Below are 17,689 nucleotides of genomic sequence, written 5' to 3' on the forward strand. Positions count from 1 at the left end.
GATGTCTTTCCGAACCTCCGCCACCGACTACGTCGAGGACGTCTCCCCGGGCTCCGGCGCCCTGCCGCCCCGCGCCCGGTACCCACGCTCGGACGCCGGGTCGCTGTCGCTGAACGGCAGTTGGCGCTTTCGGCTGTCACCCACGGCCGACGCCGAGGACGACGCGTTCGCCGCGCCGGGGTACGACGCCAGCGGCTGGGCGGAGGTCTCGGTCCCGGGCCACTGGGTGCTCCAGGGCCATGGCGCACCGATCTACACGAACCACCTCTACCCGTTCCCGGTCGACCCGCCGAGGGTCCCGACCGAGAACCCCACCGGCGACCATCTGCGGGTCTTCGACCTGCCCGAGGGCTGGGACCTGACCAACGGCGGGGCGGTCCTCCGCTTCGACGGGGTCGAGTCCTGCGCCCGGGTCTGGCTGAACGGCACGGACGTCGGCGAGTTCAAGGGCTCCCGGCTGCCGCACGAGTTCGCGGTCGGCCACCTGCTGAGGCCGGCCGGCAACGTGCTCGCCGTGCGGGTCCACCAGTGGTCGGCCGGCTCCTATCTGGAGGACCAGGACCAGTGGTGGTTGCCCGGCATCTTCCGTGACGTGACGCTGCTGCACCGCCCGGCGGGCAGCGTCCTGGACTTCTTCGTCCACGCCTCCTACGACCACCTCACGGGCGAGGGCACCCTGCGCGTCGACTCCGATGTCGACGGGCGGGTGTCCGTGCCCGCCCTGGACATCGACGTCGCGACCGGCGAGCCGGTGACGGTCCCGGTCGAGGCGTGGACGGCGGAGACCCCGAAGCTGTACGACGGGGTGCTGGCCACCGAGGGCGAGCGGGTGCCGTTGCGGATCGGCTTCCGGACGGTGGCGCTCGCCGACGGGCTGATCAGGGTCAACGGCACGCCCGTCCTCTTCAAGGGCGTCAACCGGCACGAGTGGCACCCCGAGCGGGGCCGCGCCCTCGACCTGGAGACCATGCGCGAGGACGTGCTGCTGATGAAGCGGCACAACGTCAACGCGGTCCGCACCTCCCACTACCCGCCGCACCCGGACTTCCTGGACCTGTGCGACGAGTACGGCCTGTGGGTGATCGACGAGTGCGACCTGGAGACCCACGGCTTCACCGAGCAGGCCTGGCGGGACAACCCGGTCGACGACGACCGCTGGACCCCGGCCCTGCTCGACCGGGCGGCCCGGATGGTGGAGCGCGACAAGAACCATCCGTCGGTGGTGATCTGGTCGCTCGGCAACGAGGCCGGCACCGGCCGGGGCCTGACCGCGATGGCCGAGTGGATCCACGGCCGGGACTCCTCCCGCCTGGTGCACTACGAGGGCGATGTCAACTGCCGTGACACGGACGTCTATTCACGGATGTACGCCGACCACGCCGAGGTCGAGCGGATCGGCCGGGGACTGGACGGCGGCACCCACGGGCGCCGTCGGCTCCCCTTCATCCTGTGCGAGTACGGGCACGCGATGGGCAACGGCCCCGGCGGCCTCGCCGACTACCAGCGGATCTTCGAGTCGTACGACCGGATCCAGGGCGGCTTCATCTGGGAGTGGATCGACCACGGCATCAAGGACGACCGTTACGGCTATGCCTACGGCGGCGACTTCGGTGAGGAACTCCACGACGGGAACTTCGTCTGCGACGGACTGGTCTTTCCCGACCGGCGGCCCTCCCCCGGTCTGGTCGAGTACAAGAAGGTGATCGAGCCGGTCCGGTTCGAGGGCGACGGCACCGCCGTCCGGGTCACCAACAAGCAGGACTTCGCCGATCTGTCCGCGCTGGCCTTCGAGTGGTCGTACCAGGTCGGCGGCGAGACCGTGGAGTCGGGCCGACTGGCCGTACCGGCCTTGGCGGCCGGTGAGTCGGCGGAGGTGAAGCTGCCGGAGCCGCCGGTCGCCACCGGCAGCGGCGAGACGCAGTGGACGGTGCGGGCGGTACTGGCCGCCGACACCGCCTGGGGACCGCGGGGGCATGTCGTGGCCTGGGGCCAGTTCCCGGTCTCGGGCCGGCAGTTGCCGCCCTTCGCCGCCTCGGCCGGACCGGTGGTGTCCGGCGACGGGCTGATCACTCTCGGTCCGGCCGCCTTCGATGCGCGCAGCGGCGCGCTGCGCGGGATCGGCGCCGTGGCAGTGACCGGGCTGCGGCTGGACGTATGGCGGGCGACGACCGACAACGACGAGGGCGCCGCCTGGCAGAGCGGCATCCGCTACGGCACGCTGTGGCGGAAGTTCGGTCTGCACCGCATGCGGCACCGCCTGGACGCGGTGGAGCCGACCGGCGACGCGTTGACCGTGCGCACCCGGGTGGCGCCAGCCGCCTGGGAGTTCGGGCTGGTGACCGTCTACCGCTGGACCACGGACGGCAGCCGCCTCGGGCTCACCGTCTCCGTGACCCCCGACGGGGACTGGACGGTACCGCTGCCCCGGCTCGGCGTCCGCTTCGGCCTGTCGGCGGCCGACCGTGTGCGGTGGTTCGGCGGCGGCCCGGGCGAGGCGTATCCGGACACCAAGGCGGCCTCGATGGTGGGCCGTTGGCAGTCCACGGTGGACGACATGCAGACCCCGTACCTCCGCCCGCAGGAGAACGGCGCCCGGGCGGACGTCCGTTGGGCGGAGATCGGCGGCCTGCGGATCGAGGGGGACCCGGAGTTCTGGTTCACCGCCCGGCGCTGGACCACCGAGCAGCTGGACGCGGCCGCTCACCGCGGCGACCTCACCCCGGGTACCGCGTCCGACGGCGGCTCCGCCGCGGGGGTGTGGGTCAACCTGGACCACGGCCAGCACGGCATCGGCTCGCAGTCCTGCGGCCCGGGGGTCCTGCCGCAGTATCAACTCCACGCCGGACCGGCCGAGTTCTCCTTCGTGTTCTCGGACGTCGGCTGACCCTTCGGCCCGGTCACCCGCCGTGCCCCGGCCCGCAGCGGTACACCGTGAAGGCCGGGACATGGACCGGCGAACAGTGGCCGATGACCCAGCGCATCAGGGCCCGGCCCGGGGTCCTGGCGCCCCGGGCACGGTGGGTGAGGTCGGCGCGGCCCAGCAGGACGTACCGGAGCCTGCCGGTGTCGATCAGCTGGTGGAAGGTGGTGGCGGCGGGGTAGGGCACATGGGCGGTGAAGCCGCCCACCGGCAGGACCGGGGCGTTGGCCGTGAGGATGTACGGTGCCGCCGCCTGCCAGCGGGGTACGGCGGCCAGATAGCGGGCGCCGTCGCGGTGCGCGGTGAGGTAGGCGAGGACCCGCCGCTGGGCCGGGGTCAGGGCCGAGGTGGCGTTGTGGACACGGACGCTCTCCGGGCCGACCCGGCCGAAGCCGCCGGGCTGGTTGTACCGCAGGGACAGCGCGGACGCGGACCACACGGTGGGGATGAAGAGCACGGCGGTGAGGGCGACGGCCAGGCCGGTCCGGTGCCCGCCCGGCCGGTCGGCGACGAGCAGGGCCAGAGCCGGCAGGGACAGTCCCGCGGCGACGGCGACCGACCAGACGAAGAAGTGCGGATAGGTGAGGGCGAGGGCCGCGCACCAGGCGACGTTGACGGCGAGCACCGCACACAGCACGCCGCGCCGGCGCACCTGCGTGACGCCCGCCCCGGCCAGTGCCGCCAGGGCCACCGCCACCACGCCCATGTAGTAGGTGTGTCCGGTCACGCTGCCGAGGCTGAAGACCAGGAAGAAGGTCACCAGCCACACCCCCCACATCAGGTACCCGGCCAGGGCGGGGTCGGTGCGCGGGACGCGGCGGCGCCACAGCGCCGACAGCCCGGCCGCCAGGCCGAGCGCCGCCAGCGGATACAGCCAGCCGGTCTGGGTGGCGATGCCGGGGCTGAACATCTTCCAGACGCTGTCCCCCATCCCCGCCGACAGCCTGCTGTGCGCCCGGTCGGCGACGATGCTGCCGGTACCAGCCGCGTCGACGCCCAGCGCGCGGAACCGGGTGAGGAAGTTGTAGCCGACGACCAGCCCGAACGGCGAGTTGTCGGTCGTACCGTCCAGGTACGGGCGGCCCGACGCCGGAGTGAGCGTGGCGACCAGCATCCAGGACAGGGACACCGCCAGCATGACCGCGCCCGACACGGCCAGGTCGCGGATCCGGCGGCGCAGGGACGTCGGCGCGGCCACCAGATAGGGCACGGCCAGCGCGGGCAGCACCGCCCAGGACTCCAGCATCTTGCACTGGAAGGCCGCTCCGACCCAGACGCCCGCCAGGACGAGGGTGCGCGTCCGGGCGCGGGCGGTGGCCCGTTGGGCGGCCTCGGCGGCGAGCAGCAGCAACAGCACGAACGGCGCGTCCTCGGTGACGGACCGGGCCAGGCCCACGGCGACCGGGGTGAGGGTGAGGAACACGGCGGCCGACAGCCCCGCCGCCACCCCCGCCCACCGCCGTACCACCACGTGCAACAGCACGACGACGGCCACGCCCTCCAGGCCCTGCGGGATCACGAGGGCCCAGGGGTGGAAACCGAAGGCCAGCGCCGACAGGGCCTGCGGCCACAGGAACCCGGGCAGTTTGTCCAGGGTGATCGAGCCCGCCGGGTCGAAGGAGCCGTAGAAGAAGGCGACCGGGTCGTCGGTCATGCTGCGGACCGCGCTCGCGTAGAAGGCGTGGTACGCGCTGTGCCAGATGCCCCAGAAGTAGAGGAGCGCGGCGAGGGCGGCGACGGCGCCGAGCAACGGGCGCTCGTGGCGCTCGGTGCGGGTCCGCGTCGGGGTCGGCGGAGGCGGCGGACCCTGGACACGGACGAGTGGCGCGGTGACGGCAGGGCTCGGCATCGGAGGCGGCCTCCAGGACTCCCGGGTTCCAGGACTTCCGGTACGTCCTGGATTGCTACGGCCTCTAGGACGGGTGGAAATCCACGAAGGTCGCATCCGGAACGGTGAGAACATTCCGGATCTTCGTGAGTATCCGCCGCAACACCTGTGAGCAGCCTGGATCCGGGGCGTGTCTCACCGGCCTCTCACCGCAAGCTCACCCTGTGCGCTCAGCGGGCCGGCCGGCCGGCGTGCTGGGCCGCCAGGCGCACCGCCGCGTTCGGGGCGCCGTAGCCGCGATAGCCGGGATCGCGCTCGACCAGTTCGAAGAAGACCCGTCCGACGGTCCGGGTGTACCAGTGCCGGAAGACACCGCCGGCGTCCCGGTCGTAGAGGATGCCGAGGGAGCGGTACGTCTCCAGCTCGCCGTCGGCGAACTCGTACCGGGCGGCCAGGTCGTCGTAGTAGTTGGCGGGGATGGCCAGCGGGTTGCCGCCGGCTGCGCGGAAGGCACGGGCAGCGGCGACCACGTCGTCGGTGGCCAGGGCGATGTGCTGGGCGTGCAGGGTGTCGTCGGCCGGGGCCGCGCCGACGCCGAGGACGATCCGGACACTGCCGTCGGCGTTGGTGACGGCCCGGGAGCGCTGCAGGCCGTAGGGGTCGGCGACGTCGACGCTCTCCTGGGCGTGCAGGCCGAGGACGCTGCGGTGGAAGAGGGTCGCCTCGTCGTACTGGTGCCAGGGCTGGGTGAGTGCGAGGTGGTCGATGCGTGCCGGCCCGGGGCCCGGGGTCTCCGCGATGTCGGCGAAGTCGGAACGCCAGTCGGGGAGTTCGGGGCTCCGGCCGGTGGCGCAGAAGAACAGTTCGGTGCCGTCGGGGGCGGCGACCGCGTCGAGCGTGGCGTCCTGCGGGTCCCGGCGGCGGGGCAGTACGGGAGCGAGCAGGGCCTCGGCGCGGCGGGCGGCGGCCGGGGGATCGGGGGACTCCAGGCCGATCGCGGCGAGTTGGGTGCCGTCGCGGCGGGCGGCGGGACCGGTGTTGACCAGGATCCGGGCCTCGCCCCGCTCCCACAGGTCGACCGGCTTGCTGCGGTGCCGGGCGGTCCGGGCGAAGCCGAGGGCGCCGAGCAGCGCGGTGACGGGTTCGGCGTCGGGGGTGACGAGTTCGGCGAAGGCGACGCCCGTCGGCACCACGGACGCGGGCAACTCACCGACACCTACGGCCTCCTGGAGCACCAGCAGTGAACGGTGCGCGTCGACGGCGGTCGGCCCGGCCTCGGCCTGCCGGAAGACGTCGTTGAAGACTTCCAGGGAGAGCGGCCCGTCGTACCCGGTCCGCAGTACGTGCCGGACCAGCCCGGCGACGTCGAAGCCGCCCTGCCCCGGGAAGCACCGGTAGTGACGGCTCCACTGGAGCACGTCCATGGCGAGCGACGGGGCGTCGGCCAGCTGGAGGAAGAAGATCTTCTCGCCGGGGATGGCCTCGATGCCCTTGGGATCGGAGCCACGGGACAGGATGTGGAAGCTGTCGAGGCAGGTCCCGAGGGCGGGATGGTCGGCCGCCTCCACGATCCGCCAGGCATGGTCGTACGTGCTGACGTGCCGCCCCCACGCGAGCGCCTCGTAGGCGACACGGATGCCGGACTCCTGGGCGAGCGTTGCCAGTCGGGAGAGCTGTTCGGCTGCGAGATCGTCGTCGTCGATCCCGAGCGGGGAGACGGAGGAACAGACGAGAACGGTACCGGCCCCCAACTCCCCCATCAGCTCGAACTTGTGCCGGGCGCGACGCAGATTGCGCGCGAACTCGTCGGCGGGGACGGCTTCGATGTCCCGCATGGGTTGGTAGAGGTCGATACCGAGTCCCAGATCGGCGCACCGGGCCCGTATCTCGCGGGGCGAGAGGGGACTGGCGAGCAGGTCGTTCTCGAAGATCTCCACGCCGTCGAACCCGGCCCGGGCGGCGGCGGTGAGCTTCTCGGTGAGTGACCCGCTGAGCGAAACAGTCGCGATTGAAGTGTGCATTGCGGCATTCCTTACGTGTTGTACCGCACCCCTTCTTTTGGGGGCGCGGGGCTGTATCGGCATGCGGCTGCGCCGCGTGGGCGCGACCAGCCACATCCGGTCCGCACCCGTCACACGACATCGCGCTCCGGCACACGAGCCAACGCCGCGATGTCAGCAAGCATCCGCACGCTGTCCGCCTCCCTCCCCGTGAACAGCCGAAAGGCGTCGGCGGCCTGGAACACCGCCATCCCGCCCCCGTCCAGCACGGCGCACCCCGACGCCCGGGCGGTTCGCACCAGCTCCGTCTCCAACGGCCGGTACACCACCTCGGCCACCCACAACCCGGGACGCAGCGACTCCGCGGCCACCGGCAACCCCGGATGCGCGGCCATCCCCGTGGGCGTCGCATGCACCAGCCCGTCCGCACCGGCCAGCAGTTCCGGCAGCCGGTCCGGCGTCCCGGCCGCCGCCCGCCCCGCGCCGAAGTGCCGGTTCAGGGCGCCCGCGAGATCCGTCGCCCGGTCGGCCAGCGAATCCACCACGGTGACCCGCTCCGCCCCCAAGGTGAGCGTCGCGTGCGCGACGGCGGCCCCCGCACCCCCCGCGCCGAGCTGCACGACCCGCTCCAGCGAAGCGTCCCGCAGCCCCCGCGCGAAGGACGCCGCGAACCCGGTGACGTCCGTGTTGTGGCCGACCGCCCTTCCGCCGGCCTCGAAGACCACCGTGTTGACCGCGCCCAGCGCCTCGGCCTGCGGGGCGAGCGCGTCCAGGTGCTCGATGACGAGCTGCTTGCAGGGGTGGGTGATGTTGAGCCCGTCGAAGCCGAGGTCACGCGCGGCCCGCACCAGATCCCCCACGGCCTCGGGCGGCACGCCCAGCACGTCGATGTCGATCAGCCGGTACAGGTACCGCAGGCCCTGCCGGTGGGCCTCGCGCTCGTGCAGGGCCGGGCTGAGCGACGGTCCGACTCCGGAGCCGATCAGTCCGACGAGAAACGAGTCCTTGGCCACGGGGACCTCCTGAGCTGAGCTCTAATGTACGAACTAGTACGTTAGCTATATCAGGCGGACCACCCTCCGGGAAGACCCTGGCCGCCGGGCCCGGCCCGCCTTCTAGAATCTCCGGCACCGGAGCCGTACTCCCGAAGGAACCCGATGACCAGCGTCGAAGAACCGGCACAGACCAACGGGCGGATCCGTGACGCCGCCCGCACCCAGGCCGAGATCCTCGACGTGGCCACGCAGGAGTTCGCCCGGGCCGGCTACGACGGTGCCCGCGTCGACGAGATCGCGGCCCGCACCCGCACCACGAAGCGGATGATCTACTACTACTTCGGCGGCAAGGAACAGCTGTTCACGGCGGTCCTGGAGCGGGCGTACGGCGTGATCCGGGAGGCCGAGCAGCAACTGGACGTCGAGCATCTCGACCCGGTCGCGGCGATCCGCCGGCTCGCGGAGCTGACCTTCGACCACCACGAGCAGCACCCGGACTTCATCCGCCTGGTCAGCATCGAGAACATCCACGGCGCCGAGCACATCGCGGCCTCCGAGAAGCTCGGCAGGATCGGCTCGCCGGCCCTGGAGGTGATCCGCCGGATCCTGGGCCAGGGCCAGGAGTCCGGCCTGTTCACGGCCGACGTCGACGCGGTCGACCTGCACGCGATGATCAGCTCGTTCTGTTTCTTCCGGGTCGCGAACCGGGCCACCTTCGGCGCCCTGTTCGGCCGTGACCTGGTGGACCCGGCACAGCGCGCGCACTACCGGACCATGCTCGGCGACATGGTGATCGCCTACCTCACCGCGGAGCGCGCGGCGGGCTGACCCCCGCGGCGGGGCGGCGGCCCGACCGCCGCGGGCGGGGGACCCGCACGACCTCTTGACAGCGGGGAAACGCGAGCGCAACATCCCTACCCATCGCGACTAACTACCCAGTGGGTTAATTAGCACCCACCCGCTGGGTCCGCCGACCCGTCATCCCTGGGAACCGGCCCTCTCCCCCGCCGCTCTCTCCGCCTACGTCGGAGTTCTCCGAAGGAGCACCGCCGTGTCCGTCCCCGCCCCGCCCGCCGCCACCGCCGTACCACCCGGCGGCCAGCCCAGGAAGGCCGCTCTGGCCGCCTGGATCGGCAGCGCCCTGGAGTACTACGACTTCTTCGTCTACGGCAGCGCGGCCGCGCTGATCTTCCCGAAGGTCTTCTTCGACGAGTCGGACCCGGCCACCGCCACCCTGCTCTCCCTGGCCACCTTCGGTGTCGCCTACGCGGCCCGCCCGGTCGGCGCCCTGTTCCTCGGCCACTTCGGGGACCGGGTCGGCCGTAAGAAGATCATGCTCTTCACGCTGCTGCTGATGGGCCTGTCGACGTTCCTGATCGGCTGCCTGCCGACCCGCGCCGAGGTGGGCGGCCTGGCGCCGGTGCTGCTGGTGCTGTGCCGGGTGCTGCAGGGCGTCTCGGCCGCCGGCGAGCAGGCCAGCGCCAGTTCCATGAGTCTGGAGCACGCGCCGCCGGACCGGCGTGGCTTCTTCACCAGTTTCACGCTGAGCGGCACCCAGGGCGGTCAGTTGATCGCCACCCTCGTCTTCATCCCGGTTTCCCGGCTGCCCGAGGACCAACTGCTGTCCTGGGGCTGGCGGGTGCCGTTCTGGCTGAGTGCCGCGGTGGCGGTGGCCGGCTGGTTCATCCGCCGCACGGTCCAGGAGACGCCGGCCTTCGCGCGGCAGGCGGCGACCGACGGTGTCGTACGGCTGCCTCTGGTGACGCTGCTGCGGCACCACTGGGCGGACGTCCTGCGGGTGATCGGGGGCGCGCTGATCGCCTCGGTGAGCACGATCTTCACGGTGTGGGCGCTGGCGTACGCGACGAGCGACTCGGTCGGGATGTCGAAGACCTCGATGCTGTGGGTGAGCGCGCTGGCCAACCTGGTGGCGCTGGGCGCGATCCCGGCGTGGGCGACGCTGTCGGACCGGATCGGCCGGCGGCCGGTGTACCTGATCGGCGCGGTGGGCAGCGCGGCGGCGATGTCCGGCTACCTGTGGGCGATATCCACCGGCTCCTACCCGCTGGTCCTGGTCCTCGGCGTCGTGGCCTTCGGTGTCGTCTACAGCGCGGCGAACGGGGTCTGGCCGTCCTTCTACGGCGAGATGTTCTCGACCCGGGTGCGGCTGTCCGGCATGGCGATCGGCACTCAGATCGGGTTCGCGGTGGCCGGGTTCGCGGTGACCTTCGCGGCGCAGATCGCGGGTCCGGGCGGGGACGACTGGTCGGCGGTGGCGCTGTTCGCGGCGGCGTTGTGCGTACCGCCGGTCGTCGCCGCCCTCTCGGCGCGCGAAACCCACAAGCTGGCCACGGAGGACCTCGGCGCACGCGGCCCCCGGGAGGCGTCCCGCCCGGAGACGGTCACGGCCTGAGCCTCCCTCGCGGGTGCCCCGGTGACGGTCACGGCCGGAACCTCCTCGCGGGGTGCGCGGAGCAGGCGTACGTCCGCCCGGACCTGGGTCCGGGCGGACCGGGGCCGTCAGCCTTCGGCGGTCTGCCGGATCAGCGGCTCGAACTCCCGCCGCACATAGGCGTCGAACGGCTCCGACAGCGCCCCGTCGATCACCCGCCGCACCTGGTGACCTGCCGCGAACTCCTTGATCCGGGCGCGGGATTCGGGCCCCACTCCGCCACCGATGATCAGCACCTCGAACTCCCCGGTGGCCAACAGCTTCCGGGCCTCGTCGTCGGTGCTCACCCCTTCCGCGTCGAAGCCGTCCGCACGCAGTGTGGCCAGCACGGCCGTCACCCTGGCGGGCGTCCTCCCCAGTACCAGTGTCCTCATGGCCGTTCCCCTCCCGTACATCGGCGTCAGCACTCTCGACCCTAGAACCTCAACCGGACTTGAGATCAAGCGTTCCCCCGCCAAGGGGCGACGGCGATTTGGTCCCGTGCCGTTCACACCCTGGACATGAGCGATGACCTGCGAGGATGCCCTCGGGTGCGATCGTGTGACCTAGGCCGCCGAGCATGCTGCACAGCGCACGCGTGTGCCTTCTCCCGGTCGGTCCGGCACCGTGTCCGACACCCTTGAGCAACGGCGGGGAACCGATGAACCCGAGCAGCACCGACCGTCCCGAACAGGTCGTCACCGAAGGCGACGCCGACACCGCGGCCGGGGTCAGGCCGCTACTCGACGCCCCGCAGACGGCGGCGGCGGGCATCGCGATGTGGATCTTCGTGGTCGGCCCGCTGATCGGTCTGGTCGCCGCGGTGCCGCTGGTGTGGGGACGGGGCCTGTCCGCGCTGGACGTCGCCATGGCCACGGTCGCCTACCTGGTGTCCGGCTTCGGTCTCACGGTCGGCTATCACCGTCTCTTCACGCACCGCTCGTTCAAGGCGAAGCGGGGTCTGCGCATCGCCCTGGCCGTCGCGGGCTCGCTGGGGGTCGAGGGCTCGCCGGTGCAGTGGGTGGCCAACCACCGCCGCCACCACGCCTTCGCCGACCGCGAGGGCGACCCGCACTCGCCCTGGCGCTTCGGCACCGACACGCGTGCGCTGCTCAAGGGGCTGCTGCACGCGCACATCGGATGGATGCTCAAGCGTGAACTGAGCAACCGGGCCAGGTTCGCGCCCGACGTCGCCGCCGATCGCGACCTGCGGCTCGTCGGCCGGCTCTTCGGACCGCTGACCGCCGTGTCGCTGCTGGCTCCCGCGCTGGTCGGCGGGCTCGTCACCGGCACCTGGACCGGCGCGCTGACCGGGTTCTTCTGGGCCGGCGTGATGCGGATGGCGCTGCTGCACCATGTCACCTGGTCGGTGAACTCGGTCTGTCACGTCGCGGGCAGGCGCCCGTTCGCCAGCCGGGACAAGGCCACCAACTTCTGGCCGCTCGCGCTGCTCTCCTTCGGCGAGAGCTGGCACAACTCGCACCACGCCGACCCCACGGGCGCGCGCCACGGTGTGCTGCCCGGCCAGCTCGACCCGTCGGCCCGGCTGATCCGGATGTTCGAGAAGCTGGGCTGGGCGTACGACGTCCGCTGGCCGAGCGCGGACCGTCTCAGCGCCCGCCTGCTGCCCGAACCGGCCGCCCAGCAGGAGTCCGCGGCCTGACGCCGCGCAGCGAGGACCCCACCCTCGGCGAAACCGCTGAGGGCGGGGTCCTCGGGCCTGCCCGGGAGGATGCGAACGGGCAGGCTGCTCGGGGAACGCGTGGCTCAGCCGGACACCAGCAGCTCCGTCCACTCCTTCGCCACCCGTTCCAGCGAGAAGCCCTCCCGAACCTGGCCGCGGGCCGTTTCCCCGGCCGACCGCCAGCCATCCAGCTCACCCAGTCCGGCGATCGACTCGGCCATCGCCTCCGGGGTGTCGTGGATCCAGCGCCGGTCGTAGATCTCGTCGGCGCCCGGCCACGGCAGCAGCGCGGGTACCGCACCGGAGGCCATGCCCTCGGCCGGGGCGAGGTGGAAGCTCTCGTCGTCGCTGGTGGAGAGCACATGGCCGATGCGGCGCAGCCAGTTCGGCACGTCCGGCCCGAACTGGTCGAAGACGACGGCCCCTTCGAGCAGCGGCGAGGTCTGCATACGGCGCAGGATCGCCTCGTAGTGAGCGCGTTCCTCCGGCTTGTTCCAGATCCACCAGTACTCCCACGGCGGCTTGGACTTGACCGAGAGGTGCCAGCGCCGGTCGTGGGCCCGCAGTACCTCCAGGACGTCGAGGCCGAGGTCGAGGCGTTTGCGGCTGGGCGCGATGCCGATCATGCCGAGACGGTGCCGGGCGCCGGGCGCCTTGGGCCGGTCGAGCTGGTCGACGTCGACCCAGTTGCCGATCGTGGTGATCTTCGAGGCGGGCCAGCCGGTCCGCTCCCGGGTGCTGCGGGCGTAGTAGGGGCTGACGCAGACCACGCGGTCGACGGCGTCGATGTCGACCTGCTGCGGGTAGCCGGCGTCGAGTTCGAAGCGGTGCAGGCGGACGATCAGCCTGCTGCCGCGCCGCTTGTGGCGGCTGTACCAGACCGCCGCCGGGCCGCACCACTCGACGACCACCACATCGGCCCAGTCGGCGAGTTCACGGCTCGCGGCCGGGTCGTGCCGGGCGAGCGCGGGCCAGGCGTCGACGCGTACGTCGAGGCCGGGCAGGGCGCGGAAGTGGTCGAGCAGCCGGGTGAGGAACTTCAGGTCGTGGCCGGCCACCCCGATCCGCAGCGGGCGCCCGCGGCCGGCGACGGCGGCCGGCGCGGCGGGGAAGGCACCGTCGAGGTGTGCGCGCCAGCGGGCGGCCGCGGCCTCCATGGTGTACTGCCGGGCCGCGGCCGCACACCGGTCGGCCGCGAGACGCCTGGCCTCGGCGTCGCGTACGGCGACGGTGACCGCGTCCACCGCGTCCGCGAGGGCCGCGTCGCCGGGCACGAACAGCGGGTAGTCGGTGCCGAGCAGCGCCTCGTGCGCGGGGGTGCGGTTGAGCACGACGGGCAGGCCGAGGGAGCCGAACTCCAGCACCTTGGTGGAGAGTTCGAGGCTGGCGTCGAGTGAGGCGTCGCGCCAGCCGAGGCCGATGTCGCAGTCGGCTGCGATGCGCATGGCCTCCTCGCGGGGCACGCCTCCGTGGTGGCGGACCTCGGGGGTGGTGTGCAGTGCCTCGGCCATGGCGGTGTCGAAGCCGGGGTGGGCGGCGTCCTTGTGGATCTTGTCGCCGACGGCGTGGAGTTCCGCCCGGATGCCGCGTTCGGCGAGCCGGGCGGGCAGCCGGGTCATGGGCAGGGTGTTCCAGCGGGGCGCGAACTTGCCGGTGTAGACGAGGCGCACCGGATCGTGCAGTCCGTCGCGCTGCGGGACCGGGAGGCCGGGTTCGGGCACCGCGGGCGGGCAGAGCACGGCCCGGCCGCAGGCCTCCGGCACCCAGGCCTCCAGGAAGCAACGCAACTCCTCGGTCTGGCAGAGGAGTTGCCGGGACGCGTTGGCGATGCGGACGAGGTCGACGCGGTCCTGTTCGGTCATCTGGGCCGGGGACTGCGGGATGTCGGTGAGGTAGGCCCAGATGCGTCCGTGGAAGTGACCGTCGCCGACGATCTGCTTCACCAGCCGGCGGCCGCGCAGCACCAGCAGGTCACAGGGCTCCTCCTCGTCGAGGCGAGCGAGCAACTGCGAGGCCTGGTAAGGGGACAGGGGGTGCGCGCCCTGGCCGGGGACGAGGTGTTCCTCGTACGGGCGGACCACGGTGACCCCGGGCAGTCCGGCCAGCGGGTCGGTCAGCCGGCCGGTCTCCACGGGGGCCTTGAGGACGAGCCGGGTCCGGCAGCCCGCGCGGGACAGCGCCTGCACCGTCGACTGGGCCCAGACGGCGGATCCGTCGATGAGATTGAGGTCCACGTCGCCGTAGACGAGCGCCCTGAGGGTGCGGGTCATGACGGCTCCTTTCCACGCACGGCGAACAGGCGGTGCCCGGCCCGCGACCAGGTGTCCGGTGGGGTGCCGGTGTCAAGCAGCGACCGGCGGACGAGCAGCGGTTTCAGGGTCGGTACGAAGGCGTAGTCGTCGGCGGCGGGGGTGTGTCCCACCGCGTCGGCGCCCGAGAACTCCTGGGCGCAGAGCAGGTCGAGCAGCAGGGTGTCGGGGCGGTCCTCGGTCAGATCCGTCCAGTCGGCGACCCACGGTGCGGTGGGCGGTCCGGAGTGCACGGTGACGGAGGCGGCGGTGAGTTCGCCGAGGTCGAGCCCGGCCGGGTCGGCGACGACGACCTCGGAAGGCCGGTGCAGCTGGCCGAGCGTCTGGGCGACGAGCCGGGCGACGTCGGTGGCGTCCCGGGGGGCGGCCATTACGGCGACCCGGCGCTCGGCCGTCGGGGCGGGGGCGCCGGCCAGTTCGGCGAGGCGGGCCAGCCGTACCCGGGTGCTGTCCTGCTGGAAGACGTCCCGGAGCCGGTCGCGGCCGTCGGCGACCGGGTCGAGGCGGGAGAGCGCGGTCCCGGTGTCGCCGTCGAGGACGGCGTCCCAGGGCAGTTGGGACAGTCCCGGTGCCAAGGACGCCGGGCCGTCCCGCCACAGCACCGCCGTCCGGCCCAGTCCCCGTGCCTGGCTGATCAGTTCGGCGAGGCGGCGGTCCAGGTCGGGGGCGTGTCCGGTGCCGGTGAGCGTCCAGGGGCCGGCCTCGGCGGTGCAGGCGCCGAGCTGCACGAGGAAGACGTCCGGGTCGGTGCGCTCGACCAGCAGCCGGCCGTCGTGCGGCAGCACCCGGCTGACCACGGCGTCCGCCGCGAAGTCGGCGGCGGTGCGGTCGGTCAGCACGCCGGTGATCACCAGCCGGTCGCGGGGGGCCACGGACAGCGCCCGGTGGGAGAGGTAGAAGCGGTCGTCGGCGGGCGCCTCCGGTGCCGGGGCGGCGCTCGCGGGCCGTGCCGGCCGTCCCTTGACCTTCCGCTGCCGCCACAGCCCGTACAGCTCTCCGGGCAGCCTGGCCGCGCCCCGCTTGGGTGAACGGGCCGCCGACACCAGCGCCTTGCCGACCCGCAGTGAGGTGGAGCCCTCCAGCATCGCCACGCGGGCCTCCAGCACGCCGGTCCGTTCCCGGGCCCCGCGCAGGGCGGAGGCGAGCTGGTCCTTTTCCCGCAGGGCGGTGGCCAGCCGTTCTGCCAGGCCGTCCTCGCGGCCGCTCTCCAGGGCGCGGGCGGTCTCCTCGGCCGCCCGCTCCAGGTCGATCAGGCGGGCCCGCTGGGAGCGGGAGACGAAGTCGGCGAGCACGTACTCGTCGGCGATCCGAAGGGCCGTGGCGAAACCGTCGGCCGGCAGCGGGTGGCCGAACCAGTCGTGCGGCGGCAGGAGTTCCTCGGTGCAGGCGAAGACCGCGCCGGCGTGCAGATGCGTGTAGCCGAGCGCGGCGGCGTGCAGCACCTGGCAGCGGTGGGCCACCAGGGCGTCGAGGAGGCGGTGGTAGGGCAGGTCGGTGCCGGGGTGGCCGAAGACGATCAGGCCGCGGCCGCCGGGCCGCATCCGTTCCAGTGCGGCGAGACAGTCCGCCTCGTCGCCGTGCAGGGCGGTGTCGGGGCCGTAGCAGAGGAGCATCAGCTCCCCCTCGCCCACCGGCTGTTCGTGCCGGGTCGAGTCGACGCCCGGCGGGAGGTGCAGATAGGGGTCGAGACGCAGGCCGCCGCTCGTCGCGTCCACGACCGAGGTCACGTCGTCCAGGTGCGGGTGGAGCAGATCGGTCAGGCGCATCAGCGGGTCCTCGTGAAGACATGGAAGCCGACCCGGTTCTCGCGGAAACCGTAGGGCCGGAAGAGGGAGTGGCTCAGGCCCAGGGGCTCGAGTTCCTTGCGGTAGGCGGCGATCGGCCGGTGCACGATGTAGTCGCCGCGCGGGACGGGCTCGTCGGTGTGCTCGTCGGTGACGATCAGCCGGCCGGTGATGCGGACCAGCGAGGCGAGGTTGCGCAGGCCGGCCGCCCACTCCGCGTCGTCCATGACGTGGAAGAGGACGTCCACGCACATCACCACGTCGTAGAGCCAGGGGCTGCGCCACTCGTCGAGGGTGGCGAGGGCGTAGCGGGGTCCGCCGCCCTCGGCCCGGGCCTGTACGACGGCCTCCTCGCTGGCGTCGAAGGCGTCCACGTGGTGGCCGCACCGGGCCAGGGCGCGGGCGAAGTGCCCCTTGCCGCAGCCGGCGTCGAGCACGAACAGCGGGGACGCCGGGCTGGACAGGTCGCCGATCAGGGTGAGCAGCTGGCCGAGCCGTACCGCGTAGAAGATCTCGTTGCCGGGCCGGTCCAGGCCGATGTGGCCCCCGGAGGCGAGGTCGTCGCGTTCGCGGTGCCGGGTGTCCCAGTAGGTGCGGACGGTGTGCCCGACGGGGCGGGGACCGTCGGGACGGGTGCGGGTGGCGTCAGTCATGGCGCTCCAGCCACTCGGTGAGGACGCGGGCGATGCGGGGGCCGGCCTTGCCGTCCCACAGCGGCGGGCCTTCGGGGTCGGCCGCCGGCGGTCCGTCCAGGACCTTGCGCAGGGCGGGCACCAGTTCGCCGTGGTTCACCAGGCGGTTGGTGCCGTGGGTGACGGTGACCGGGCGTTCGGTCGTGGTGCGCAGCGTCAGACAGGGGACGCCCAGCACGGTGGTCTCCTCCTGGACCCCGCCGGAGTCGGTGATCACGGCGGCGGCGCCCCGGACCAGGCCCATGAACTCGACATAGCCGAGCGGTTCGAGCAGATGGATACCGGGTGCGTCGGCGAGGCCCGCCTTGCGCAGCGCCTCCCGGCCGCGCGGGTGCAGGGGCACGGCGAGGTCGAGGTGGCCGGCCGCCTCGGTCAGGGCGCGGGCGGCGGCCGCGGCGGCCTCGGGGTCGTCGACGTTGGCCGGGCGGTGCAGGGTGACCACGCCGTACCGCTCGGGCAGTGCGTGCGCGGCGCGAGCGGCGGCCGGGTCGAAATGGTCCAGATGGGTGAGCAGGGTGTCGATCATCGGGTTGCCGACGAGGTGCACCCGGCCCGGGTCGACGCCCTCGCGGGCCAGGTGTCCGACGGCTTCCGGGCTGGTCGCGAAGAGCAGCTCGGCCAGCTGGTCGACCAGGCGCCGGTTGACCTCCTCCGGCATCGCCATGTCGAAGCTGCGCAGGCCCGCCTCGACATGGGCCACCGGGATGCCCAGCTTGGCGGCGGCCAGCGCCGCGGCGAGGGTGGAGTTCACGTCGCCGTACACGACGACCAGGGCCGGGGCACGGGCCAGCAGCTCGCCCTCCAGCGCCACCAGCAGGTCGGCGGTCTGCCGGGCCTGGCTGCCGGAGCCGACGCCCAGGTCGGTGTCCGGGGCGGGCAGGCCCAGCTCCCGGAAGAAGATGTGCGACATCCGTTCGTCGTAGTGCTGACCCGTGTGCACCAGGACCTGGTCGTGCCCGGTCGCGCGCAGGGCGGCGACCACGGGCGCGGCCTTCACGAAGTTCGGTCTGGTCCCTACGACATGGAGTACGCGGCCGTTCATGTCG

The 17,689-nt window shown here is 72.7% G+C and carries 12 protein-coding genes; 4 read left to right on the forward strand and 8 right to left on the reverse strand.

All coding sequences use genetic code 11. The features are described from left to right. The first annotated feature begins 1 nt into the window (after position 1). A complete protein-coding gene (locus tag ACZ4N4_RS07465; protein WP_467585556.1) occupies positions 2 to 2,884 on the forward strand; it encodes a glycoside hydrolase family 2 TIM barrel-domain containing protein in 2,883 nt (960 codons plus the stop codon). Between the two features lie 13 nt (positions 2,885 to 2,897). On the opposite strand, the gene ACZ4N4_RS07470 is transcribed toward ACZ4N4_RS07465, so the two are convergent. The 3 genes from ACZ4N4_RS07470 to ACZ4N4_RS07480 form a co-directional block, all read right to left on the reverse strand. After that, entirely contained in the window at positions 2,898 to 4,769 is a 1,872-nt protein-coding gene (locus ACZ4N4_RS07470; protein ID WP_467585558.1) for an ArnT family glycosyltransferase, read from the reverse strand. A 209-nt stretch (positions 4,770 to 4,978) separates the two neighbouring features. Next, on the reverse strand, positions 4,979 to 6,769 hold the full coding sequence (locus tag ACZ4N4_RS07475; protein WP_467585561.1) for a bifunctional sugar phosphate isomerase/epimerase/4-hydroxyphenylpyruvate dioxygenase family protein: 1,791 nt from the start codon (positions 6,767 to 6,769) through the stop codon (positions 4,979 to 4,981). A 110-nt stretch (positions 6,770 to 6,879) separates the two neighbouring features. Then, positions 6,880 to 7,761: a shikimate dehydrogenase gene (locus ACZ4N4_RS07480; RefSeq protein ID WP_467585562.1), complete on the reverse strand. Its 882-nt coding sequence runs from the start codon at positions 7,759 to 7,761 to the stop codon at positions 6,880 to 6,882. Positions 7,762 to 7,905: 144 nt separating this feature from the next. Here ACZ4N4_RS07480 and ACZ4N4_RS07485 point away from each other — a divergent pair, with 144 nt between their 5' ends. Both ACZ4N4_RS07485 and ACZ4N4_RS07490 read left to right on the forward strand, forming a co-directional pair. Then, positions 7,906 to 8,571: a TetR/AcrR family transcriptional regulator gene (locus tag ACZ4N4_RS07485; protein WP_453378479.1), complete on the forward strand. Its 666-nt coding sequence runs from the start codon at positions 7,906 to 7,908 to the stop codon at positions 8,569 to 8,571. Positions 8,572 to 8,794: 223 nt separating this feature from the next. Further along, positions 8,795 to 10,156 (forward strand): MFS transporter, encoded by a 1,362-nt coding sequence (locus ACZ4N4_RS07490; RefSeq protein ID WP_467585564.1) that lies wholly within the window; start codon positions 8,795 to 8,797, stop codon positions 10,154 to 10,156. A gap of 107 nt (positions 10,157 to 10,263) precedes the next feature. Here the strand turns inward: ACZ4N4_RS07490 and ACZ4N4_RS07495 are convergent, their stop codons facing one another. Then, positions 10,264 to 10,569 (reverse strand): hypothetical protein, encoded by a 306-nt coding sequence (locus tag ACZ4N4_RS07495; protein ID WP_453567504.1) that lies wholly within the window; start codon positions 10,567 to 10,569, stop codon positions 10,264 to 10,266. 266 nt (positions 10,570 to 10,835) lie between these two features. Here ACZ4N4_RS07495 and ACZ4N4_RS07500 point away from each other — a divergent pair, with 266 nt between their 5' ends. Then, positions 10,836 to 11,837, forward strand: a complete 1,002-nt coding sequence (locus ACZ4N4_RS07500) for an acyl-CoA desaturase (protein WP_467585567.1) — start codon at positions 10,836 to 10,838, stop codon at positions 11,835 to 11,837. A 104-nt stretch (positions 11,838 to 11,941) separates the two neighbouring features. Here ACZ4N4_RS07500 and ACZ4N4_RS07505 read toward each other — a convergent pair whose 3' ends face one another. From ACZ4N4_RS07505 to wecB, 4 genes are read right to left on the reverse strand one after another with little or no spacing between them, the layout of a single operon-like run. After that, the gene (locus ACZ4N4_RS07505) at positions 11,942 to 14,128 is read right to left on the reverse strand and encodes a glycosyltransferase (protein WP_467585569.1); all 2,187 of its coding nucleotides are present in this window, start codon (positions 14,126 to 14,128) and stop codon (positions 11,942 to 11,944) included. Then, positions 14,125 to 15,933 carry a hypothetical protein gene (locus ACZ4N4_RS07510; RefSeq protein ID WP_467585572.1) on the reverse strand — a complete coding sequence of 603 codons (1,809 nt, stop codon included), beginning with the start codon at positions 15,931 to 15,933 and terminating at the stop codon, positions 14,125 to 14,127. The genes ACZ4N4_RS07505 and ACZ4N4_RS07510 overlap by 4 nt, the downstream gene beginning before the upstream one ends. Further along, complete coding sequence (locus ACZ4N4_RS07515; RefSeq protein ID WP_453567496.1) at positions 15,933 to 16,604, reverse strand: class I SAM-dependent methyltransferase; 672 nt, start codon at positions 16,602 to 16,604, stop codon at positions 15,933 to 15,935. The genes ACZ4N4_RS07510 and ACZ4N4_RS07515 overlap by 1 nt, the downstream gene beginning before the upstream one ends. Continuing rightward, the gene (gene wecB, locus ACZ4N4_RS07520; RefSeq protein WP_467585575.1) at positions 16,597 to 17,685 is read right to left on the reverse strand and encodes a non-hydrolyzing UDP-N-acetylglucosamine 2-epimerase; all 1,089 of its coding nucleotides are present in this window, start codon (positions 17,683 to 17,685) and stop codon (positions 16,597 to 16,599) included. The genes ACZ4N4_RS07515 and wecB overlap by 8 nt, the downstream gene beginning before the upstream one ends. Positions 17,686 to 17,689: the final 4 nt, after the last annotated feature.

The organism is Streptomyces sp. NPDC026538, assembly GCF_055567535.1.